We start from the raw sequence: 20,557 nt of genomic DNA on the forward strand, positions 1-20,557 counted from the left end.
GCCTTTTGGGCGTTGTGGCATTGCCGCCACGCCCGCCCGCCGGACGCCCTCGCCCTTCAGAGCTGATAACCCCGCGCTTCCTGGCGCGGCTTTCTGAACGTGCGCCCACGAGGCGCGAGCGAGCAAGCCATGTTTGCAACTGAGCAAGAGGCCCGGGTGTTCCTTGAACACAACCCGGATATCGAACTGTTCGAGCTGTTTATCCTTGATGCCAACGGCGTGCCCCGTGGCAAGCTGCTACACCGCGAAGAGCTGCTGGCGACCTACGCCAGCGGTCGCCCCCTGCCCAGCACCATGTTGGGCCTGACCCTCAACGGTGACGACGTGGCAAACTCCGGGCTGGTGTGGGAGGTGGGGGACATTGACTGCCGCGCCTATCCCCTGCCCGGCAGCCTGGTGCGGCTGCCCTGGCGGCAGGTGCCCACCGCAGCGGTACAAGTCAGCCTGCATCCGGTGGAAGGCATGCCGGCCACGGTTGCCGACCCGCGTCATGTGCTGGCGCAGGTGATCGAAGGCTTGCAGCACGACGGCTATTACCCGGTGATGGCCTGCGAACTGGAGTTCTATTTGCTCGACCAGCGTCGGGACGCGCAAGGCCGGCCACAGCCCGCGCTGGACGCCGATGGTGGCCGGCCACGCAGCACTCAGGTCTATGGCCTGCGCGAACTGGAGCAGATCGAGCCGTTCCTGGCCGACCTCTATGCCGCGTGCAAGCTGCAAGGCATTCCGGCGCGTACCGCCATTTCAGAATACGCCCCCGGGCAGGTGGAAATCACCCTGGAGCATGGGCCAGCGCTGGCAGCCATGGACCAGGCCGTGCGCTACAAGCGCCTGGTAAAAGGGATCGCTCACCGTCACGGCATGCAAGCCTGCTTCATGGCCAAACCGTTCGACCACCTGGCGGGCACCGGCATGCACATGCACGTGAGCCTTACCGATGCCCAGGGCCACAACCTGTATGCCAGCGAAGATAAAGCGGGTACGCCCTTGCTGCGCCAGTCCCTGGGCGGGATGCTGGAACACCTGCTCGAAAGCCTGTTGCTGTTCTGCCCCAATGCCAACTCTTACCGCCGTTTCCAGGCCAACAGCTATGCGCCATTAGCCCCCACGTGGGGCGTGGACAACCGTACGGTGAGCCTGCGAGTGCCCGGTGGCCCTGCGCCCACTCGACACATCGAGCACCGTATCTGCGGCGCGGATGCCAACCCCTACCTGGCCGCAGCGGCGATCCTGGCGGCGATCCATGACGGTGTAACCCGGGAACTGGACCCCGGCGCGCCTGTGCAGGGCAATGGCTATGCCCAGGCAACCACTTTGCTGCCTACCGACTGGTTGAGCGCCCTGGATGCCATGGGTGGTTCAGCGTGGGCGCGGGAGGCCTTCGGCGGTGGCTTCATGCAGGTGTATATGGCCGTGAAGCGCGCCGAGTATCGGCAGTTCATGGCTGAAGTCAGCGAACAAGACTGGCGCTGGTATCTGACCCAGGCCTGAGCCTGTATCCGGAGAAATGGAAATGACAGCTCGAAGCCCTTCGTATTACACGGCCACTATCGCCGAGGAGAGCGATTACCCCGTCTGCCAAGGCAGCCATGAGGTAGACATCGCGATCATCGGCGGTGGCTTCACCGGCGTGGCCACGGCAGTGGAGTTGGCCGAGCGCGGCTTTCGCGTGGCTATCGTGGAGCAGAACAAGATTGGCTGGGGCGCCAGTGGGCGCAACGGTGGGCAGGTAACAGGCAGCCTGTCCGGTGATGAAGCCATGCGCAAGCAAATGCGTCAGCACCTGGGCGATGACGTGGATGACTTCATCTGGGCGTTGCGCTGGCGAGGCCATGCCATCATCGAAGAACGCGTGCGCCGTTACGGCATCGCCTGCGACCTCAAGCATGGGCACCTGCATGCCGCCATGAAGCCCGCCCATATGGACGAATTGCGGGCGAGTTTCGATGAAGCCCGCGCCCGTGGCATGGGGGATGACGTGACCCTGCTGGACCAGGCCGGGGTGCGCGACCACCTGCAAAGCGACCTGTACGTCGGCGCGCTGAAGAACACCCGCAACCTGCACTTGCACCCGCTCAACCTGTGCCTGGGTGAGGCACGCGCGGCCCATGGCCTGGGTGCGCTGGTGTTCGAGCACAGCGAGGTGCTGGAGATCGTTCACGGTGACCGGCCGGCGGTGATTACCCGTAACGGCCGTATCAATGCCGCGCAGGTGGTCTTGGCCGGGGATGTGTATCACAAACTGGAGCCGGCAAAGCTTGCCGGCAAGATTTTCCCCGCCATGGGCGGCATCGTGACCACTGCGCCGCTAGGGGAGCTGGCCCGTACGCTTAACCCGCAGGACCTGGCAGTGTATGACTGCCGCTTTGTGCTGGATTACTACCGCTTCACCGCCGATGGCCGCCTGCTGTTCGGCGGGGGCGCCAATTATTCCGGGCGGGATTCGCGGGATATCGCCGGCGAGCTGCGCCCGTGCATCGAGCGCACCTTCCCGCAACTCAAAGGCGTACAGATCGACTTCCAGTGGAGCTGCGCCATGGGCATCGTGATCAATCGCATTCCCCAGTTGGGCAAGCTGTCCAGCAACGTATGGTACTGCCAGGGCTACTCGGGCCATGGCATCGCAACCAGCCATATCATGGGCGAGATCATGGCCGAAGCCGTGAGCGGCACGCTCGAGCGCTTCGACACCTTTGCCCAATGCCGACACGTGCGAGTGCCCGCCGGCAGGTTGCTGGGCAACCCATTGCTGGCGGCGGGGATGTGGTATTACCAGATGCTCGAGAAGTTGCGATAGAGAAGGTGTGGGCCCACAGCCCCCACAGGCTGAGCGTGAGCTCAAGCGGTTTTCTTGAGGCCCAGTTTCTTAAGCTCGGCGTCACGCAGTTCCCGGCGCAGTATCTTGCCCACGTTGGTAGTAGGCAAGGTGTCGCGGAATTCCACGGCCTTGGGCACCTTGTAGCCGGTCATGTTGGCGCGCATGTGGTCCAGCACCTGATCACGGGTAAGGGTCATGCCGGGCTTGACCACCACGAACACTTTGATCGCCTCGCCGGATTTGTCATCCGGAATGCCGATGGCCGCGCATTGCAGCACACCCGGCAAGGTCACGAGCACGTCTTCCAGTTCGTTGGGGTACACGTTGAAGCCAGACACCAGGATCATGTCCTTCTTACGGTCCACGATGCGCAGGTAGCCATCGGGCTGGATCACGGCGATGTCGCCGGTTTTGAGCCAACCGTCGGCATCGAGGATTTCCGCGGTTGCGTCAGGCCGCTCCCAGTAACCCTTCATCACCTGAGGGCCCTTCACGCAGAGCTCGCCCGTTTCGCCGAAGCCCAGTTCACGGCCTTCGTCGTCGGTTACCCGGCACAACGTGGACGGCACCGGGATGCCGATGGTGCCGATCTGCACTGCCTGCTTGGGGTTCACCGTGGCCACGGGGCTGGTTTCGGTCATTCCGTAGCCTTCGCAGATGGAACAGCCCGTCACTTCGCGCCAGCGTTCGGCCACAGCCGCCTGCAGGGCCATGCCGCCAGAAAGGGTGAGCTTGAGCGTGGAAAAATCGAGCCGGCGGAAGTCCGCGTTATTGCACAGGGCAACGAAGAGGGTGTTGAGCCCTACGAAACCGCTGAACTTCCACTTGCCCAGCTCCTTGACCATGGCCGACAGGTCGCGAGGGTTGCTGATCAGGATGTTGTGGTTGCCCATCAGCATCATGGCCATGCAATGGAAGGTAAAGGCATAGATGTGGTAGAGCGGCAGCGGCGTGATCAACACCTCGCTGCCCTCGGCCAGGTTCGAACCCATCAGTGCCTTGCACTGCAGCATGTTGGCTACCAGGTTGCGGTGGGTGAGCATCGCACCCTTGGCCACGCCCGTGGTACCGCCGGTGTACTGAAGCACAGCCACGTCTTCGCTGGCCGGGGACGCCTCGCGCACCGCCACGCCCCGGCCCAGCGCCAGGGCCTGATTGAAGCGAATGGCGCCGGGAATGTGGTAGGCCGGCACCATCTTTTTCACGTACCGCACCACACTGTTCACCAGCAGCCGCTTGAGCGGCGGCAGCAGGTCGGCCACTTCTGTCACGATCACATGGCGCACGGAGGTTTTTGGCACGACCGCCTGCGCCAGATGCGCCATGTTGGCCAGGCATACCAGCGCCTTGGCGCCGGAATCCTTGAACTGGTGCTCCATCTCGCGGGCGGTGTACAACGGGTTGGTGTTCACCACGATCAGGCCGGCCCGGATGGCGCCGAATACCGCTACGGGATACTGCAGCACGTTGGGCAGTTGCACGGCAATACGGTCACCGGGCACCAGGTCGGTATGCTGCTGCAACCAGGCCGCGAAGGCACCGGACAGCTCATACAGCTCGCCATAGGTAAGGGTTTTGCCCAGGTTGCTGAACGCTGGCTTGTCGGCGAACCGCCGGCACGACTGCTGGAGCACCGCTTGAATATTCGGGTATGCGTCTGGATCGATCTCGGCGGGGATCCCCGGCGGGTACTTGTCTGTCCAGAAATTGTCGGCCATGGGAACCCTGCTCCTCGTGCAGCGAGATCACCGCATTCGATGCGGTTTTTATAGATATGGTGAAAAGCGGGCCGAGATTATCAGCTTTGCGAAAGACCGCCTAGAGCCCGACCGGGCTCCAAGGTCATATTCGAAACCGAATATGAAACTTCGGTCACGTTTAGAGTAATTACCCTAAACGTTCTGGGCCGCAGTGGCTTCAGGTGCCGCTGCGGGGGCTTCGTCGCGCAGGGCACGGCGCAGGATTTTCCCGACGGGCGTCATTGGCAGGCTGTCGCGCACCACGATCTGGCGGGGCACTTTATAAGCGGCGAGGTTCTCTCGGCACCAAGCGTTGAGTGCAGGCACATCCAGGGTCCCCTCGCGAGAAACCACAAACAGCCGCACAGCTTCGCCGGTACGGTCGTCCGGCACGCCGATGGCCGCGCAGTTAAGCACCTGCGGGTGGGCCATGACCACGTCCTCGACTTCATTGGGGTACACGTTGAAGCCCGACACGATGATCATGTCCTTCTTGCGGTCGACGATACGTACGAAGCCACTGTCCTCGATTACCGCGATGTCACCGGTTTTCAGCCAGCCCTCGCTGTCGATGGTTTCGGCGGTTGCGTCAGGCCGCTGCCAGTAGCCTTTCATCACTTGCGGGCCCTTGACGCACAATTCCCCCGGCTCCCCGAGCGCAAGTTCATCGCCCTGCTCGTTCACTACCCGTAGCGTGGTACCCACGGCCGGTATACCCACCGTGCCCAGGCGGGCGGCCTCGCCATACGGGTTGGTGCACACCACCGGCGAGGTTTCGGTCAGGCCATAGCCTTCCGAGATGCGGCAGCCGGTGAGTGTTTCCCAGCGGTCGGCAGTGGCCTTCACCAGCGCAGTACCACCAGAGTTGGTGACCTTCAGGCCGGAGAAGTCCAGGCTGGCGAAACCTGGGTGGTCCATCAACGCAACGAACAGGGTATTGAGCCCCACCAGCGAGGTGAAGCGCCAGCGGCTCAGCTCCTTGATTAATGCGGGAATGTCCCGCGGGTTGGTGATAAGCACGTTGTGATTGCCGGTGACCATCATGCACATGCAGTTCGCCGTGAAAGCATAGATGTGGTACAGCGGCAGCGGCGCAATAGCGGTCTCTTCGCCTTCGTGCATCAGGCGCTGGCCATCCGGGCCCACCTGCGCGAACCATGCCTGCATCTGCTGCATGTTGGCGAGCAGGTTGCCATGGGTGAGCATCGCCCCCTTGGCCTGGCCAGTGGTGCCGCCGGTATATTGCAAAACGGCGATGTCCTCTCGCTGCAGCGGCACCGGCGTTACCCCGCCCTTGCGGCCGATTCGCAGCGCTTCGTTGAAGCGGATCGCGTTGGGCAGGTGATAGTCGGGCACCATCTTCTTGAACCGGGCTACCGCCAGGTTCACCAGCCATCCCTTGGCGGCGGGAAGCATGTCCCCCATCCGGGCCTCGATAAGGTACTCAAGCGGTGTATCCGCAGCCACCTCCTGTACCCGGTCACCGAACAGGTTGAGGTACACCAGCGCCCGCGCGCCGGAATCATTGAACTGGTGGCGCATTTCCCGGGCGGTATACAGCGGGTTGGTGTTGACCACGATCAACCCCGCGATCAAGGCGCCGAACACCGCAATCGGGTACTGCAGCACATTGGGCAGTTGCACCGCGATGCGGTCCCCCGGGACAAGGCTGGTATGCTGTTGCAGCCAGGAGGCAAAGGCGAAAGCCTCGCGCTCCAGCTCCCCGTAGCTCAAGGTGCGACCCATGTTGCTGAAGGCAGGCTTGTGGGCGAAGGCACGGCACGAATGCACGAACACCTCGGGCACCGATTGCCAGGCGGTGAAGTCGATTTCGGCGGGTACCCCGGCGGGGCGCTTGTCGTTCCAGAAGTCAGGTTGCATTGTTGTTTTCCCCTGCTTGGGTGCGGGCTTCATGCCAGCGCAGCCTTGGCGAAAGTAGCAGCTGAGCCGTTGATGGCAATCCCGGAACAGGCGTTATTTACATCCTGAATTGATTAGCCGAAGCCACAAGGCGATACACTAGGCATTTACGCGAACAGGACCGTTTCTGCATGACCGCCAGCACCAATACCCCTTATGACGCCCTCGAAGTCGGCCAGACCGCCAGCTACAGCGAAACGGTAACAGAGCGCCATATCCAGCTGTTCGCCGAGCTTTCGGGTGACCGCAACCCAGTGCACCTGGACGCCGAATACGCGGCCAAAACCATCTTCAAGGAGCGCATCGCCCACGGCATGATCAGCGGCGCGCTGATCAGCGCGGCCGTGGCCTGCGAACTGCCAGGCCCGGGGACCATCTACCTGGGCCAGCAAATGTCTTTCCAGAAACCCGTAAAGCTGGGCGACACCCTCACTGTGCGCCTGGAAATCCTCGAGAAGCTGCCCAAGTTCAAGGTGCGCATCGCCACGCGCGTGTTCAACCAGCGGGACGAACTGGTCGTGGATGGCGAAGCGGAGATCCTGGCGCCCCGCAAGCAGCAGAGCGTGACCCTCACTGAGTTGCCACCGATCACGGTAGGCTGAGCGCTTCACCGAGGGCAGGCAAAAAAAGGCGGCCGAAGCCGCCCAATATGCCTTGCGTGCCCGAGGTCAGCGGGGAGCCGCCTCGAGGTACGAACCTTACCGCCCCCGGCCGCGCCGCGACCTGATCGGGATCAATGCTTTTTCGGTTTTTTCCGGGCTTTCTTCTTCGCCGTCATCGGCATGGCCTGCTCGAAGGCGCGGCGCACTTCGGCCAGGCGCTTGTCGTTGAGATCATGCTGGCGACGCGCTCGCTCGGTGGCGAAATCCAGAAGGTTGTCGTCTTGGCTCATGGTCGTGGCACGTAAAAAAGGTGTGCGCCTATCATGGCGCGTCCCTGCCACGATGGCCAGTCACACTTCGAGGTCTACCCACAGGCCTTGCCGAGGGGGCGCGTCCATCAGCGGCACAGCAGGCACGGTGTTGTCGGCGTTCAACACGTCGCCAGGCACAACCAGGGCCGCCTCGGGCTCCCCCTCGCGTTGCCTGCGGCGACGGCGCTCCTCGTGCTCGCGCAGCAATAGCGCCGCGTCCTCGCGTTCACGGTTGCGCAGGTCGATATCGGTGTCGGCCGAGGGCGGCTGCGCCGGGGCAACCGGCGGAATTTCCGGGTTGGGCTTGACCGGGTCCAGCTGAGGGTTCACTGGCACAAAGGGCTGTAATGTCACGGGTGGAATCATCTCGCCTCCAGGCGCCTGCCAGGTCGGCTACCGATCGTCAGGGGTGAGAACGGAGGGCTGGCTGACCAGCGTATCGGCCGACCGCTTGTAAAGTTGAGCCCGGATGGAGACCAGCCGTCGGCAAAGCTGGCCTACAATTGCGCGAGGCGACTTTGGTTCCAGCGGGGTGTTCCGTTAGAATCCTCGGCTTTTGCAGGCGGAGTAAGGCATGGCGCAGCAGTATCAACCGGGACAACGCTGGATCAGCGACAGCGAAGCCGAGCTCGGCCTGGGCACGGTGATCGCCCAGGACGGCCGCTTGCTGACGGTGCTCTACCCTTCGACCGGGGACACGCGCCAGTACGCCTTGCGCAATGCACCCCTTACCCGCGTACGGTTTTCGCCCGGCGACCTGATCACACACTTCGAGGGCTGGAAGCTCACGGTGCGCGAAGTGGAGGACGTGGACGGCCTGCTCGTTTACCACGGCTTCAACGCCCAGCACGAACCGCGCACCCTGCCAGAAACCCAGCTGTCCAACTTCATTCAGTTCCGCCTGCCCAGCGACCGCCTGTTCGCCGGGCAGATCGACCCGCTGCAATGGTTCTCCCTGCGTTACAACACGCTGCAACACAGCAGCCGGCTGACCCAGTCCTCCCTGTGGGGCCTTGGCGGTGTGCGAGCGCAACCCATCGCGCACCAGCTGCACATCGCCCGTGAAGTCGCCGACCGTATCGCCCCACGCGTATTGCTGGCGGACGAAGTAGGCCTGGGTAAAACCATCGAAGCCGGCCTGGTCATCCACCGCCAGTTGCTCAGTGGGCGCGCCAGCCGGGTGTTGATCCTGGTGCCGGAAAACCTTCAGCACCAGTGGCTGGTGGAAATGCGCCGCCGCTTCAACCTTGAAGTGTCGCTGTTCGATGCCGAGCGCTTCCTCGAAAGCGATGCCAGCAACCCGTTCGATGACGCGCAGTTGGCGCTGGTGTCGCTGGAGTGGCTCACCCACTCCGAGAAAGCCCAGGATGCGCTGTTCGCCGCCGGGTGGGACGTGCTGGTGGTGGACGAAGCGCACCACCTGGTATGGCACCCGGATCACGTCAGCCCTGAATACGGCCTGGTGGAACAGCTGGCCCAAGTCATTCCTTCGGTGCTGCTGCTCACCGCCACACCGGAACAGCTGGGCCTGGACAGCCACTTCGCGCGCCTGCGCCTGCTGGACCCTAACCGATTCCATGACCTGGAAGCCTTCCGCCACGAAAGCGAACACTACAAGCCTGTGGCCGAAGCCGTGCAGGAGCTGCTGGAACAGGGCCGCCTGTCCGAAGCCGCGCACAAGACCATCCACGACTTCCTTGGTGCCGAAGGCGAGGCATTGCTGGGCGCCGTGCAGGATGGCGACGTTGAAGCCAGCGCCCGCCTGATCCGCGAGCTGCTGGACCGCCACGGCACCGGCCGCGTGCTGTTCCGCAATACCCGGGCCGCCATTCAGGGCTTCCCCGAGCGCGAGCTGCACGCCAGCCCGCTGGAAGCACCGGCCGAATACGCCGAGCTCACCGGGCACGATGCGTTGCACCCGGAGCTCGCGCTTCAAGGCTCGCTGGGTGATACCGACGAACACCGCTGGTGGCGCTTCGACCCACGGGTCACCTGGCTGATCGACACGCTCAAAGCCTTGAAGAAGATGAAGGTACTGGTGATCTGCGCCAAGGCCGAAACCGCCATGGACCTTGAAGACGCCTTGCGGGTGCGCTCGGGCATTCCGGCCACTACCTTCCACGAAGGCATGAGCATCCTGGAGCGGGACCGCGCGGCCGCCTACTTCGCCGACGAAGAGTACGGCGCCCAGGTGCTGATCTGCTCCGAGATCGGCTCTGAAGGCCGTAACTTCCAGTTCGCCCACCACCTGGTGCTGTTCGATCTGCCAGCGCACCCCGACCTGCTTGAACAACGCATCGGCCGCCTGGACCGTATCGGCCAGAAGCACGTGATCCAGTTGCATGTGCCCTACCTGGCCGCCACGCCGCAGGCGCGGCAGTTCCGCTGGTACCACGAAGCGCTGAACGCCTTCCTCAACACCTGCCCCACCGGCAACACGCTGCAGCATCGCTTTGGCGAGCGGCTGCAAGCGCAACTGGACGGTGGCAGCGAAGCCGAATTCGAAGCGTTGATCGCCGAGGCACGCACCGAGCGCGAGCAACTGGAAGCCGAACTGCACAGCGGCCGCGACCGCCTGCTGGAGCTCAACTCCGGCGGCGCTGGCGAAGGCCAGGCGCTGGTCGAGGCCATCGAAGAGCAGGACGACCAGTTCGCACTGCCGATCTATATGGAAACCCTGTTCGATGCCTTCGGTATCGACAGCGAGGACCACTCGGAAAACGCGCTGGTCCTCAAGCCCAGCGAGAAGATGCTCGACGCCAGCTTCCCCCTGGGGGACGACGAAGGTGTGACCATCACCTACGACCGCCAACAGGCGCTGTCTCGCGAGGACATGCAATTCCTCACTTGGGAACACCCCATGGTTCAAGGCGGCATGGACCTGGTGCTGTCCGGCTCGATGGGCAACACCGCCGTGGCGCTTATCAAGAACAAGGCCTTGAAGCCCGGCACGGTCCTGCTCGAGTTGCTGTATGTGAGTGAGGCCGTGGCGCCACGGGCCTTGCAGCTGGGCCGCTTCCTGCCCCCCATGGCGCTGCGCTGCCTGTTGGACGGCAACGGCAATGACCTGGCGCCACGGGTGGCGTTCGAAACGCTCAACGATCAGCTTGAAAGCGTGCCCAAGGGCAGCGCCAACAAGTTTATCCAGGCCCAGCGCGACGCCCTGGCCCCGCGCATCAATGGCGCCGAGGCAAAAGTAGCGCCACGCCATGCCGAGCGTGTCGCCGAGGCGCAACGCCGTCTGGGTGCCGAACTGGACGAGGAAATAGCCCGCCTGACCGCGCTGCGCGCGATCAACCCGAGCGTACGCGAGAGCGAAATCCAGGCGCTGCGAGATCAACGCGAACAGGGCCTGGCGATGCTGGCCAAGGCCGCCCTGCGCCTGGAGGCCATCCGCGTACTGGTTGCTGGTTAACGTTGAACAACCAGCCGGTGGCGCCCGCAACGGGTCGCTACCGGCTGCAATGCACCGCTATAGGGCGGCACTCTAGCTGCTTGCCCTTTCCTGGAACACAACCCACGGCGATACAACGACAGCCCACAGTTGCGGGTCGCGCTCTACCAGTTCTGCCGCCCGGCGTTCTCCCAGCCTTTCCAGCGTGCCTGCCTCAAGCCAGGCGCTTACCCGCCCTTTATCGTTTTTGGCCATTGCTTCGGCGACCGCTACCAGGTCCAGCTCTGGAGCGACCCACAAGAGTGCGCCCTTGGCAAAGAAGGGCTGTAGCTCTTGCCAGCTGATCTTTGCCGTCTCGCCGAGCAATTTGGCATAGAGGGTGCTTGTGTGTTGTGTCATTGGCCGGGCCTGAGAAACTGAGGTGGCGGCTATGATAGCGAGTGCGTCAGTTCTGAAAAACCCGGTTTCAAATCCGCGTCACACAGGAAACACCCGCAATTTCGGGGCTTGAGCGCGATGAACGGCAAAGCCCTGCACTCAATATATAAAAAACTTTCACAGAAGCGACATAATGCCAAGGTACGGCAACTGGCCAGCTTTCCAAGGGCTCAAGGTGCAATCTACACTGCGCCGGTGATACCACGGGGCGGGCCGGGTTTGGTCGATTCTGGTGCACCTGCGAAAGCAGGTTCGCGATACCGGTCCCGAGGCCCCCGCCGCACGGACTATAAGAACTAAAAACACGAGAGTGGAGCCCTATGCACAACACTACCAAGATGTCCAAGCTGTTCGCCGCCATGGTACTCGCGGGCGCCGCGAGCTACTCTTACGCCGCCGACACCATCAAGGTCGGCATCGCTGGCCCGAAAACCGGCCCGGTCGCTGAATACGGTGCCATGCAGTTCCGTGGTGCCCTGATGGCCATCGACCAGATCAACGCCAAAGGTGGCGTGGATGGCAAGAAGCTCGAAGCCGTGCAATATGACGATGCCTGCGATCCCAAGCAGGCCGTGGCCGTGGCCAACAAGGTAGTCAACGACGGCGTGAAGTTCGTGGTAGGCCACCTGTGCTCCAGCTCCACTCAGCCGGCCTCCGACATTTATGAAGACGAAGGCGTGCTGATGATCACTCCGGCCGCTACCAGCCCGGACATCACCAGCCGTGGCTACAAGCTGGTGTTCCGCACCATCGGCCTGGACAGCGCCCAGGGCCCGGCAGCCGGCAATTACATCGCCGATCACGTGAAGCCCAAGGTTGTGGCGGTCGTCCACGACAAGCAGCAGTACGGTGAAGGCATCGCCACCGCCGTCAAGCAAACCCTCGAAGGCAAGGGCGTGAAGGTTGCCGTGTTCGAAGGCATCAACGCCGGCGACAAGGACTTCTCCTCCCTCATCGCCAAGCTCAAGCAAGCCAACGTGGACTTCGTCTACTACGGCGGCTACCACCCCGAACTGGGCCAGATCCTGCGCCAGTCCAAGGAAAAAGGCCTGAACGCGAAGTTCATGGGCCCGGAAGGCGTGGGTAACGACTCGATCTCGCAGATCGCCGGGGAAGCGTCCGAAGGCTTGCTGGTTACCCTGCCAAAATCCTTTGATCAGGACCCGGCCAACCAGGCTCTGACCCAGGCCTTCAAGGACAAGAAGGAAGACCCGAGCGGGCCGTTCGTATTCCCGTCCTATACCGCCGTGCAAATCATTGCCGATGGCATCAAGGCCGCGAAAAGCGAAGACAGCGAGAAAGTGGCCCAGGCCATCCACGCTGGTTCCTTCAAGACCCCGATGGGCGACCTGAGCTACGACGACAAGGGCGACCTGAAGAACTTCCAGTTCGTGGTCTACGAATGGCACTACGGCAAGCCCAAGACCGAAGCGAAGTAATCCGCCCACCAAGGCCCCTCAAAGCCCACTGCCCTCGCGCAGTGGGCTTTGTTTTACGAGTACCGAAGCCTGTGCCGTGATCCGGCAAGGGCTTCCCCTGAAAATCTTAAAACCGTTACACGCGGTTCGCCGGACCAGCCGAGGCTGAAGGCTCCTTGAGAGTGCCTACCCCGCCCAGCTCGCCGGAGAAATGCAGACAGGTTTTTAGGAGCGCGGCAAATGCCCGATATTTTTCACTACCTGCAACAGCTGGTTAACGGCTTGACCATTGGCAGCACCTACGCCCTGATCGCCATCGGCTACACCATGGTCTACGGCATCATCGGCATGATCAACTTCGCCCACGGCGAGGTATACATGATCGGCTCCTACGTGGCCTTCATGGTGCTCGCAGGGCTGGCAATGATGGGTATCCACAGCTTGCCTGTGCTCATGATCGCCGGCTTTGCCGCGGCCATCCTCGTCACCAGCGCCTATGGCTACAGCATCGAGCGCGTGGCGTATCGCCCGTTGCGCAACAGTAACCGCCTGATCCCGCTGATTTCCGCGATCGGCATGTCCATCTTTCTCCAGAACGCTGTTCAGCTGTCGCAGGGGTCAGGCAACTTCGCGATTCCCAACCTGCTGCCGGGCAGCGTCAGCTTTGGCCCCGGTGGCGCACAGGAAGTACTGATTTCCTACATGCAGATCCTGGTGTTCGTGGTCACCTTGGCAGCCATGTATGGCCTCACCCTGTTCATTTCCCGTTCACGCATGGGCCGCGCCTGCCGCGCCTGCGCCGAAGACATGAAAATGGCCAACCTGCTGGGGATCAACACCAACAGCGTGATCGCCCTTACCTTCGTGATCGGCGCCGCGCTGGCCGCGGTCGCGGCAATGCTGCTGAGCATGCAGTACGGCGTGATCAACCCCAGCGCCGGGTTCCTCGTAGGCCTGAAAGCGTTCACCGCGGCGGTGCTGGGCGGTATTGGCAGCATCCCGGGGGCCATGCTTGGCGGCCTGGTGCTAGGCGTCGCCGAAGCGTTCGGCGCCGATGTATTCGGCGATCAATACAAGGACGTGGTGGCTTTCGGGCTGCTCGTGCTGGTGTTGCTGTTCCGCCCGACCGGCATTCTCGGTCGCCCGGAGGTTGAAAAGGTATGAGCAAGTCTATCAAGTCCGCGCTGTTCAGCGCGCTGCTGGTATGGGCCGTGGCCTACCCGGTGTTCGGGCTCAAGCTGGTGTTCTCCGGCGTAACCTTGCAGGTGCAGGGCGCTGATCCCACGACCGTGATCATCATCGCCCTGTGCTCGGTGGCCCTGTTCGTCCGCGTGTTGCTGGCCAGCCGCAACAGCGGTGCAAGCAAGCCAAGCCGGGCCCCGCTGCTGCCGACCAACGTCTCCAACTGGCTCACCCTGCCGCGCACCCAGCGCTGGGGCCTCGCCGCGTTGATCGTGCTGGCATTCATCTGGCCATTCTTCGGCTCCCGAGGGGCGGTGGACATCGCCACGCTGGTGCTGATCTACGTGATGCTCGGCCTGGGCCTCAATATCGTGGTCGGCCTGGCCGGCCTGCTGGACCTGGGCTACGTGGGCTTCTATGCCGTGGGCGCCTACAGCTATGCCCTGCTCTCCCATTACCTGGGTTTGAGCTTCTGGGAATGCCTGCCACTGGCGGGCCTGCTGGCGGCACTGTTCGGCTTTGTGCTGGGCTTCCCCGTGCTGCGCCTGCGTGGTGATTACCTGGCCATCGTCACACTGGGCTTCGGTGAGATCATCCGCATCTTCCTGCGTAACCTCACCAGCATCACCGGCGGCCCGAACGGTATCGGCAACATTGAAAAGCCTACCTTCTTCGGCCTCAGCTTCGAGCGGCGGGCAGCGGAAGGGGCGCAGACGTTCCACCAGTTCTTCGGGCTGGACTACAACGCGGCGGACAAGGTGGTGTACCTGTACCTGATCGCCCTGCTGCTGGCCCTGGCGGCGCTGTTCGTGATCAATCGCCTGCTGCGCATGCCGATCGGCCGTGCATGGGAAGCGCTGCGTGAAGACGAAATCGCCTGCCGCGCGCTGGGGCTCAACCCCACTGTGATCAAGCTGTCGGCCTTTACCCTGGGCGCCGCCTTCGCGGGCTTCGCCGGCAGCTTCTTCGCCGCGCGGCAGGGGCTGGTCACGCCCGAATCCTTCACCTTCATCGAGTCGGCGATCATTCTCGCCATCGTGGTGCTGGGCGGAATGGGCTCGCAGCTTGGGGTGATTCTCGCGGCGATCGTGATGATCCTGCTACCTGAATTGATGCGTGAGTTCAGCGACTACCGCATGTTGATGTTCGGCGCCTTGATGGTGCTGATGATGGTGTGGCGCCCGCAGGGCCTGCTGCCCATGCAACGTCCCCACATGGAGCTGCGTCGATGAGCCGTGAAATTCTGCAAGTCAGCGGCCTGTCCATGCGCTTTGGCGGGCTGCTGGCGGTCAACGGCGTGGCCTTGACCGTCAAAGAGAAACAAGTGGTGTCACTGATCGGCCCCAACGGCGCCGGCAAAACCACAGTGTTCAACTGCCTTACCGGCTTCTACAAGCCTACCGGCGGCACCATCCTGCTGGACGGTGAGCCGGTGCAAGGCCTGCCCGGCCATGTGATCGCCCGCAAGGGCGTGGTGCGCACGTTCCAGAACGTTCGCCTGTTCAAGGACATGACCGCGGTAGAAAACCTGCTGATCGCCCAGCATCGGCACCTGAACACCAACTTCCTGGCCGGGTTGTTCAAAACCCCTGGTTTCCGTCGCAGCGAGCGCGAGGCCATGGAATACGCCGAGCACTGGCTCGAGCGGGTGAACCTCAAGGACGTGGCCAACCGCCCTGCTGGTACGTTGGCGTACGGTCAGCAGCGCCGGCTGGAAATCGCCCGTTGCATGATGACGCGCCCGCGCATTCTGATGCTCGACGAACCGGCCGCGGGCCTCAATCCTCGTGAAACCGACGAGCTGAAGGCATTGATCGGCGTGCTGCGCGAGGAATACAACGCAACCGTGCTGCTGATCGAGCACGACATGAAGCTGGTGATGACCATCTCCGACCACATTGTGGTGATCAACCAGGGCACGCCCCTGGCCGATGGCACACCCGAACAGATCCGGGACAACCCCGACGTGATCAAAGCCTACCTGGGGGAAGCCTGAGATGCTGCGTTTCGAGAACGTATCGACCTTCTACGGCAAGATCCAGGCCTTGCACTCGGTCAACGTGGAGATCAATCAAGGCGAGATCGTCACGCTCATCGGTGCCAATGGCGCTGGCAAGTCGACGTTGCTGATGACCCTGTGCGGCTCGCCGCGGGCGCAGTCGGGCAGCATTCGCTACCTGGGCGAGGAGCTGGTTGGGCTGGATTCGGCGCAGATCATGCGCAAGAGTATTGCCGTGGTACCTGAAGGGCGCCGGGTGTTCGCCCGGCTTACCGTCGAGGAAAACCTTGCCATGGGTGGGTTCTTCACCGAGAAAGGCGACTACCAGGCCCAACTGGACAAAGTGCTGCAGTTGTTCCCTCGGCTCAAGGAGCGCTACAACCAGCGGGGCGGGACCATGTCCGGCGGCGAGCAGCAAATGCTCGCCATCGGCCGCGCCCTGATGAGCAAGCCGAAATTACTGCTGCTCGACGAGCCCTCACTGGGGCTGGCACCGATCATCATTCAGCAGATCTTCGACATCATCGAGCAACTGCGGCGTGATGGGGTGACAGTCTTCCTGGTGGAGCAGAATGCCAACCAGGCGCTGAAGGTGGCGGATCGTGCCTACGTGCTGGAAAACGGCCGGGTGGTCATGACCGGCACGGGCGAGGCACTGCTTACCGACCCGAAAGTGCGCGACGCCTACCTCGGCGGCTGACCAGCGACTATTGCTCGGCGCCTGCCCCCCAGGCGCCGAGCCAATCGGCGACTACCTTTACCCGCCGGGGCAAGCCTGCGGTATAGCCATGCACGAGATACAACGGTAGGCGCCGCGCCTTGTAGCCACTCAACAACCGCACCAGCCGACCTTCGGCCAGGTCCTGCGCGATCAGGTACGCAGGCAGGCGCGCGATGCCGGCACCCGCCAGCGCGGCGTGGCGCAGCAACGTGTAATGGTTGGTCCGCACCGGGCCATTCACCTGCACCTCGCAGGGTTGATGAGCCACATGGAAGCTCCAGCGTTCAGGATGGCTTGCATGGCTATGCAACAGGCATGCATGGGCCTGCAGGGCTTGCGGTGAAGCAGGGCTGCCATGCGCGGCAACATAGCCCGGCGCGGCGCAGGTCACTTCTTCCATATGCAGAAACGGCAGGGCTACCAGCCGCTCTTCCGTGCCCACATGGTCGCGGACAGCGAGGTCAAAGCCCTCCCGCAGCAAGTCGCGGTAACTGTTGGAAAGGTCGACTTCCACTTGAAGGTTGGGGTAGTCCCGCTGCAGGAAGCCGAACAAGGGCTGAAACACCGCCTCCCCTACCGACACTGGCAACGTGAGCCGAACCAGCCCAGCAGTATCGTCCCGCAGCCCAGCCAGCGTTTGCCTGGCACGCTCGCTTTGCTCGAGCAACGCCTGGGCCTGGGGCAATAGCGCCGCGCCGGCTGCGGTGAGCCCTAGCCGACGGGTAGTGCGATGAATCAACTGCACACCACACGCGCGTTCCATTTCGCTGACGCGCTTGGACAGCTGCCCTTTGCTCCAGCCCAACTGTTGGGCGGCGCGCGTGAAGGAGCCCTCGCTTATCAGTACCGCAAACGCACACAGGTCTTCCGTGGTGCTCATTGTTTCCTCACAGAAACAGTAGATGATTTATTCGGTAGGTTATCCCACCCAACGCCAGGCGTAGAGTGTGACTTCACTCACAGAGGGGACACTTATGGAAATCCTGTTGATCGGTGCAAGCGGCACGGTAGGCACTGCTATCGAGCAAGAGTTGGGGCCGCGCCATGAGCTGATTCGCGCCGGCCGAAGCCACGGCGACGTTCGCGTGGATATCACTGACCCGGCGTCCATTAGTGCGCTGTACCGAAAGGTGGGAACGGTAGACGCCGTGATCTGCGCGGCCGGCCAGGTGGTATTCAAGGCCCTGCCAGAGATGACCCCCGAGGATTTCGAACTGGGCCTTCGTAACAAGCTCATGGGCCAGGTGAACCTGGTAATGCTGGGCCAGGCCGCGCTCAACGACGGCGGCTCATTCACCCTCACTAGCGGGATTCTCAGCGAAGCGCCGATTGCCAGCGGCGCCAGTGCGGCCATGGTAAACGGGGCACTGGACGCGTTCGTGCGCGGCGCCGCCATCGAGCTGCCTCGCGGCCTGCGCGTCAACTCGGTAAGCCCCACAGTGCTGCTAGAAGCCTTGCCGTCGTACGGGCCCTACTTCCGGGGGTTCAAACCCGCAACGGGTGCCGACGTCGCGCTGGCCTACGCGCGCAGTGTCGAGGGCCGACAAACCGGGCAAACGTACCGCGTCGGTTACTAAGCGCGGCAGAATTACGTGTTAACGTGGCCGACCGTTTGATGGAGGCCACCTGATGCACGCTGTTCGCCCCTTGCTGCTCGCCACCCTGCTACCCCTGTTCGCCGGTTGCCAACTGTTCGATTTCATGGGGGATGACGCGCCAGCCGAGCTGTCAGGGCAGACCCGCATGCAGGGCACCTTGACCGCGGCAGAGGATGGATTGGTGTTCACCCCGTGCGACTCATCGCGAACGTTCAAGGTGAATGATAACGGCAATACCGGCATCGCCGAAGAAGCCGCCGCGTTGGGCGATGGCTCGGGCGCATTGTTCGCCGATGTCCGCGGACGCTTCGATGGCAATACCGTGGAAGGCAGCGCAGGCGATTTGAACCTGCAAACTCTGTATCGCATGGAACGCGCCAGTGGCGGCTGCAAGGACCCGAACTTCAAGCTCAGCGCTTATTACGCGCAGGGTCATGGCCCCGAATGGGGAGTGCGGGTGAGCCCCAACGGAATGAAAGTGCAACGTGAAGGCCAGCCCGATCTCGCCGTGCCTTACATGCAGGAGCAGATACCCGGTGGTGGCACCAGCTTGAGCAGCGAAGCGAACCATCAACGGATCGAGCTATGGATTGCTCCCCAGCGCTGCGTAGACGGCACTCGGGTGACCTTCCTCAGCGCCGAGCTGCGGCTGCGGGATCAGGTGCAGCGTGGCTGCGCCTACCCTGGTGGTGCGCAAGGCCAGTAAGGCCGCGCGGCGGGTGCACCTGTGGCCGCGGCGCCGTGAGCGGGTATAATCGCCGGCTTGCATTAGCGCCGCGACAGCGCGGCCGGCCACTGGACCCACCATGTTACGAATTACCGAACTCAAACTCCCCCTGGATCACACTGACGACGCCTTGCGTCAGGCCATTGTCCAGCGGTTGAGCATTGCCAACGAAGACCTGTTGGCGTTCACCATTTTCAAGCGCAGCTACGACGCCCGTAAAAAGAACTCTGAGCTGCTGTTCATCTATGCGGTGGACGTGACCGTTGCCAACGAAGCCGCCGTGCTGGAGCGCTTCGCTGGCGATCATAACGTTGTGATCGCCCCGGACATGGCCTACCGCTTCGTTGGCCAGGCCCCTGCAGCGCTGGAACAGCGCCCATTGGTAGTAGGCTTCGGCCCGTGCGGCATCTTCGCCGCGTTGTTGCTGGCACAAATGGGCTTCAGGCCGGTCGTGCTGGAGCGAGGCAAGGAAGTGCGCCAGCGCACCAAGGACACTTGGGGCCTGTGGCGCAAGGCCGAGCTGAACCCCGAATCCAACGTGCAATTCGGCGAAGGCGGTGCGGGCACCTTTTCGGACGGCAAGCTGTACAGCCAGATTCGTGACCCGCAACACCATGGCCGCAAGGTCCTGGAAGAGTTCGTGAAGGCCGGCGCGCCGGAAGAAATCCTCTACGTGAACAAGCCCCACATCGGCACCTTCCGGCTCACCGGCATGGTGGAAAACATGCGGCAGGAAATCATCGCCCTCGGCGGTGAGATCCGTTTCGAATCCAAGGTCAGCGACCTGCTGATCGAAGGCGGGCAGGTGCAAGGTGTGGAACTTGCGAATGGCGAGCAATTGCTGTCCCGCCACGTGGTGCTCGCACTGGGCCACAGCGCCCGTGACACCTTCCGCATGCTCCACGCGCGTGGTGTGTACATGGAAGCCAAGCCGTTCTCGGTCGGCTTCCGGATCGAGCACCCGCAGTCGGTCATTGACAAGGCCCGCCTGGGCAAATATGCAGGGCACCCCAAGCTAGGCGCGGCCGATTACAAGTTGGTGTATCACGCCAGCAACGGCCGCTCGGTATACAGCTTCTGCATGTGCCCAGGCGGCACCGTGGTCGCGGCCACCTCCGAGCCAGGCCGTGTGGTCACCAACGGCATGAGCCAGTATTCGCGCAACGAGCGCAATGCCAACTCCGGCCTGGTAGTAGGTATTTCGCCCGAGCAGGACTACCCCGGCGGCCCGCTGGCCGGCATCGAGCTGCAGGAACAGCTCGAAGCTGCCGCTTACGTAATGGGGGGCAGCAGCTACCACGCGCCCGGGCAACTGGTGGGGGATTTCATCGCGGGCCGTGCTTCGACCGCCCTGGGCAGCGTCGAGCCTTCCTACAAGCCCGGCGTGGCGCTGGTGGACCTTGCGGCTTCCCTGCCGGCTTTCGCCATCGAGGCCATCCGTGAAGCGCTGCCGGCCTTCGACCGCCAGATCAAGGGCTATAGCATGCACGACGCAGTGCTGACCGGGATCGAAACCCGCACCTCCTCTCCGCTGCGCATTACCCGGGACGAAAGTTTCCAGAGCCTGAACCTCAAGGGCTTGTTCCCGGCCGGGGAAGGTGCTGGCTATGCGGGCGGTATCCTCTCCGCTGGCGTGGACGGCATTCGAATCGCCGAGGCCGTGGCACGAGACATGCTGGGCGCCTGACGC

Annotated in this window: 18 protein-coding genes; 12 read left to right on the forward strand and 6 right to left on the reverse strand. The window is 62.9% G+C overall.

What is annotated here, in order from left to right:
* The first annotated feature begins 129 nt into the window (after positions 1 to 129).
* A complete protein-coding gene (locus LG385_RS15120; RefSeq protein WP_225774964.1) occupies positions 130 to 1,491 on the forward strand; it encodes a glutamine synthetase family protein in 1,362 nt (453 codons plus the stop codon).
* 16 nt (positions 1,492 to 1,507) lie between these two features.
* Positions 1,508 to 2,797, forward strand: coding sequence for an NAD(P)/FAD-dependent oxidoreductase (locus LG385_RS15125; RefSeq protein WP_225774965.1), 1,290 nt, complete (start codon positions 1,508 to 1,510; stop codon positions 2,795 to 2,797).
* A gap of 41 nt (positions 2,798 to 2,838) precedes the next feature.
* On the opposite strand, the gene fadD1 is transcribed toward LG385_RS15125, so the two are convergent.
* Both fadD1 and LG385_RS15135 read right to left on the reverse strand, forming a co-directional pair.
* The gene (fadD1, locus tag LG385_RS15130; protein ID WP_181115099.1) at positions 2,839 to 4,536 is read right to left on the reverse strand and encodes a long-chain-fatty-acid--CoA ligase FadD1; all 1,698 of its coding nucleotides are present in this window, start codon (positions 4,534 to 4,536) and stop codon (positions 2,839 to 2,841) included.
* Positions 4,537 to 4,710: 174 nt separating this feature from the next.
* Positions 4,711 to 6,438 carry a long-chain-fatty-acid--CoA ligase gene (locus LG385_RS15135; protein ID WP_225774966.1) on the reverse strand — a complete coding sequence of 576 codons (1,728 nt, stop codon included), beginning with the start codon at positions 6,436 to 6,438 and terminating at the stop codon, positions 4,711 to 4,713.
* A 170-nt stretch (positions 6,439 to 6,608) separates the two neighbouring features.
* Here LG385_RS15135 and LG385_RS15140 point away from each other — a divergent pair, with 170 nt between their 5' ends.
* Positions 6,609 to 7,079 (forward strand): MaoC family dehydratase, encoded by a 471-nt coding sequence (locus LG385_RS15140; RefSeq protein ID WP_225774967.1) that lies wholly within the window; start codon positions 6,609 to 6,611, stop codon positions 7,077 to 7,079.
* Positions 7,080 to 7,210: 131 nt separating this feature from the next.
* Here LG385_RS15140 and LG385_RS15145 read toward each other — a convergent pair whose 3' ends face one another.
* Together LG385_RS15145 and LG385_RS15150 are read right to left on the reverse strand one after the other, a co-directional pair.
* The gene (locus LG385_RS15145; protein WP_181115106.1) at positions 7,211 to 7,369 is read right to left on the reverse strand and encodes a hypothetical protein; all 159 of its coding nucleotides are present in this window, start codon (positions 7,367 to 7,369) and stop codon (positions 7,211 to 7,213) included.
* A 60-nt stretch (positions 7,370 to 7,429) separates the two neighbouring features.
* On the reverse strand, positions 7,430 to 7,756 hold the full coding sequence (locus LG385_RS15150; RefSeq protein ID WP_181115109.1) for an aspartate-semialdehyde dehydrogenase: 327 nt from the start codon (positions 7,754 to 7,756) through the stop codon (positions 7,430 to 7,432).
* 208 nt (positions 7,757 to 7,964) lie between these two features.
* Here LG385_RS15150 and rapA point away from each other — a divergent pair, with 208 nt between their 5' ends.
* Positions 7,965 to 10,805, forward strand: coding sequence for an RNA polymerase-associated protein RapA (rapA, locus tag LG385_RS15155; RefSeq protein ID WP_225774968.1), 2,841 nt, complete (start codon positions 7,965 to 7,967; stop codon positions 10,803 to 10,805).
* 72 nt (positions 10,806 to 10,877) lie between these two features.
* Here rapA and LG385_RS15160 read toward each other — a convergent pair whose 3' ends face one another.
* The gene (locus LG385_RS15160; RefSeq protein WP_225774969.1) at positions 10,878 to 11,183 is read right to left on the reverse strand and encodes a DUF2288 domain-containing protein; all 306 of its coding nucleotides are present in this window, start codon (positions 11,181 to 11,183) and stop codon (positions 10,878 to 10,880) included.
* Between the two features lie 359 nt (positions 11,184 to 11,542).
* Here LG385_RS15160 and LG385_RS15165 point away from each other — a divergent pair, with 359 nt between their 5' ends.
* The 5 genes from LG385_RS15165 (at position 11,543) to LG385_RS15185 (ending at position 16,521) form a co-directional block, all read left to right on the forward strand.
* The gene (locus LG385_RS15165; RefSeq protein ID WP_225774970.1) at positions 11,543 to 12,661 is read left to right on the forward strand and encodes a branched-chain amino acid ABC transporter substrate-binding protein; all 1,119 of its coding nucleotides are present in this window, start codon (positions 11,543 to 11,545) and stop codon (positions 12,659 to 12,661) included.
* Positions 12,662 to 12,880: 219 nt separating this feature from the next.
* Positions 12,881 to 13,804 carry a high-affinity branched-chain amino acid ABC transporter permease LivH gene (gene livH / locus LG385_RS15170; RefSeq protein WP_181115118.1) on the forward strand — a complete coding sequence of 308 codons (924 nt, stop codon included), beginning with the start codon at positions 12,881 to 12,883 and terminating at the stop codon, positions 13,802 to 13,804.
* Positions 13,801 to 15,054, forward strand: a complete 1,254-nt coding sequence (locus LG385_RS15175; RefSeq protein ID WP_225774971.1) for a high-affinity branched-chain amino acid ABC transporter permease LivM — start codon at positions 13,801 to 13,803, stop codon at positions 15,052 to 15,054. The genes livH and LG385_RS15175 overlap by 4 nt, the downstream gene beginning before the upstream one ends.
* The gene (gene livG / locus LG385_RS15180; RefSeq protein ID WP_181115123.1) at positions 15,051 to 15,818 is read left to right on the forward strand and encodes a high-affinity branched-chain amino acid ABC transporter ATP-binding protein LivG; all 768 of its coding nucleotides are present in this window, start codon (positions 15,051 to 15,053) and stop codon (positions 15,816 to 15,818) included. The genes LG385_RS15175 and livG overlap by 4 nt, the downstream gene beginning before the upstream one ends.
* A 1-nt stretch (position 15,819) precedes the next feature.
* Positions 15,820 to 16,521, forward strand: coding sequence for an ABC transporter ATP-binding protein (locus tag LG385_RS15185; protein WP_225774972.1), 702 nt, complete (start codon positions 15,820 to 15,822; stop codon positions 16,519 to 16,521).
* Between the two features lie 7 nt (positions 16,522 to 16,528).
* Here the strand turns inward: LG385_RS15185 and LG385_RS15190 are convergent, their stop codons facing one another.
* Complete coding sequence (locus tag LG385_RS15190; protein WP_225774973.1) at positions 16,529 to 17,422, reverse strand: LysR family transcriptional regulator; 894 nt, start codon at positions 17,420 to 17,422, stop codon at positions 16,529 to 16,531.
* A gap of 94 nt (positions 17,423 to 17,516) precedes the next feature.
* Between LG385_RS15190 and LG385_RS15195 the strand changes: the two genes are divergently transcribed.
* The 3 genes from LG385_RS15195 to LG385_RS15205 all read left to right on the forward strand — a co-directional run bounded on the left by LG385_RS15195 (position 17,517) and on the right by LG385_RS15205 (position 20,554).
* The gene (locus LG385_RS15195; protein WP_225776254.1) at positions 17,517 to 18,119 is read left to right on the forward strand and encodes a short chain dehydrogenase; all 603 of its coding nucleotides are present in this window, start codon (positions 17,517 to 17,519) and stop codon (positions 18,117 to 18,119) included.
* Between the two features lie 52 nt (positions 18,120 to 18,171).
* The gene (locus tag LG385_RS15200) at positions 18,172 to 18,846 is read left to right on the forward strand and encodes a hypothetical protein (RefSeq protein WP_225774974.1); all 675 of its coding nucleotides are present in this window, start codon (positions 18,172 to 18,174) and stop codon (positions 18,844 to 18,846) included.
* A gap of 100 nt (positions 18,847 to 18,946) precedes the next feature.
* Positions 18,947 to 20,554 (forward strand): NAD(P)/FAD-dependent oxidoreductase, encoded by a 1,608-nt coding sequence (locus LG385_RS15205; RefSeq protein ID WP_225774975.1) that lies wholly within the window; start codon positions 18,947 to 18,949, stop codon positions 20,552 to 20,554.
* Positions 20,555 to 20,557: the final 3 nt, after the last annotated feature.

The organism is Pseudomonas sp. Marseille-Q5115, assembly GCF_916618905.1.
GTDB classification, from domain to species: Bacteria; Pseudomonadota; Gammaproteobacteria; order Pseudomonadales; family Pseudomonadaceae; genus Aquipseudomonas; species Aquipseudomonas japonica_A.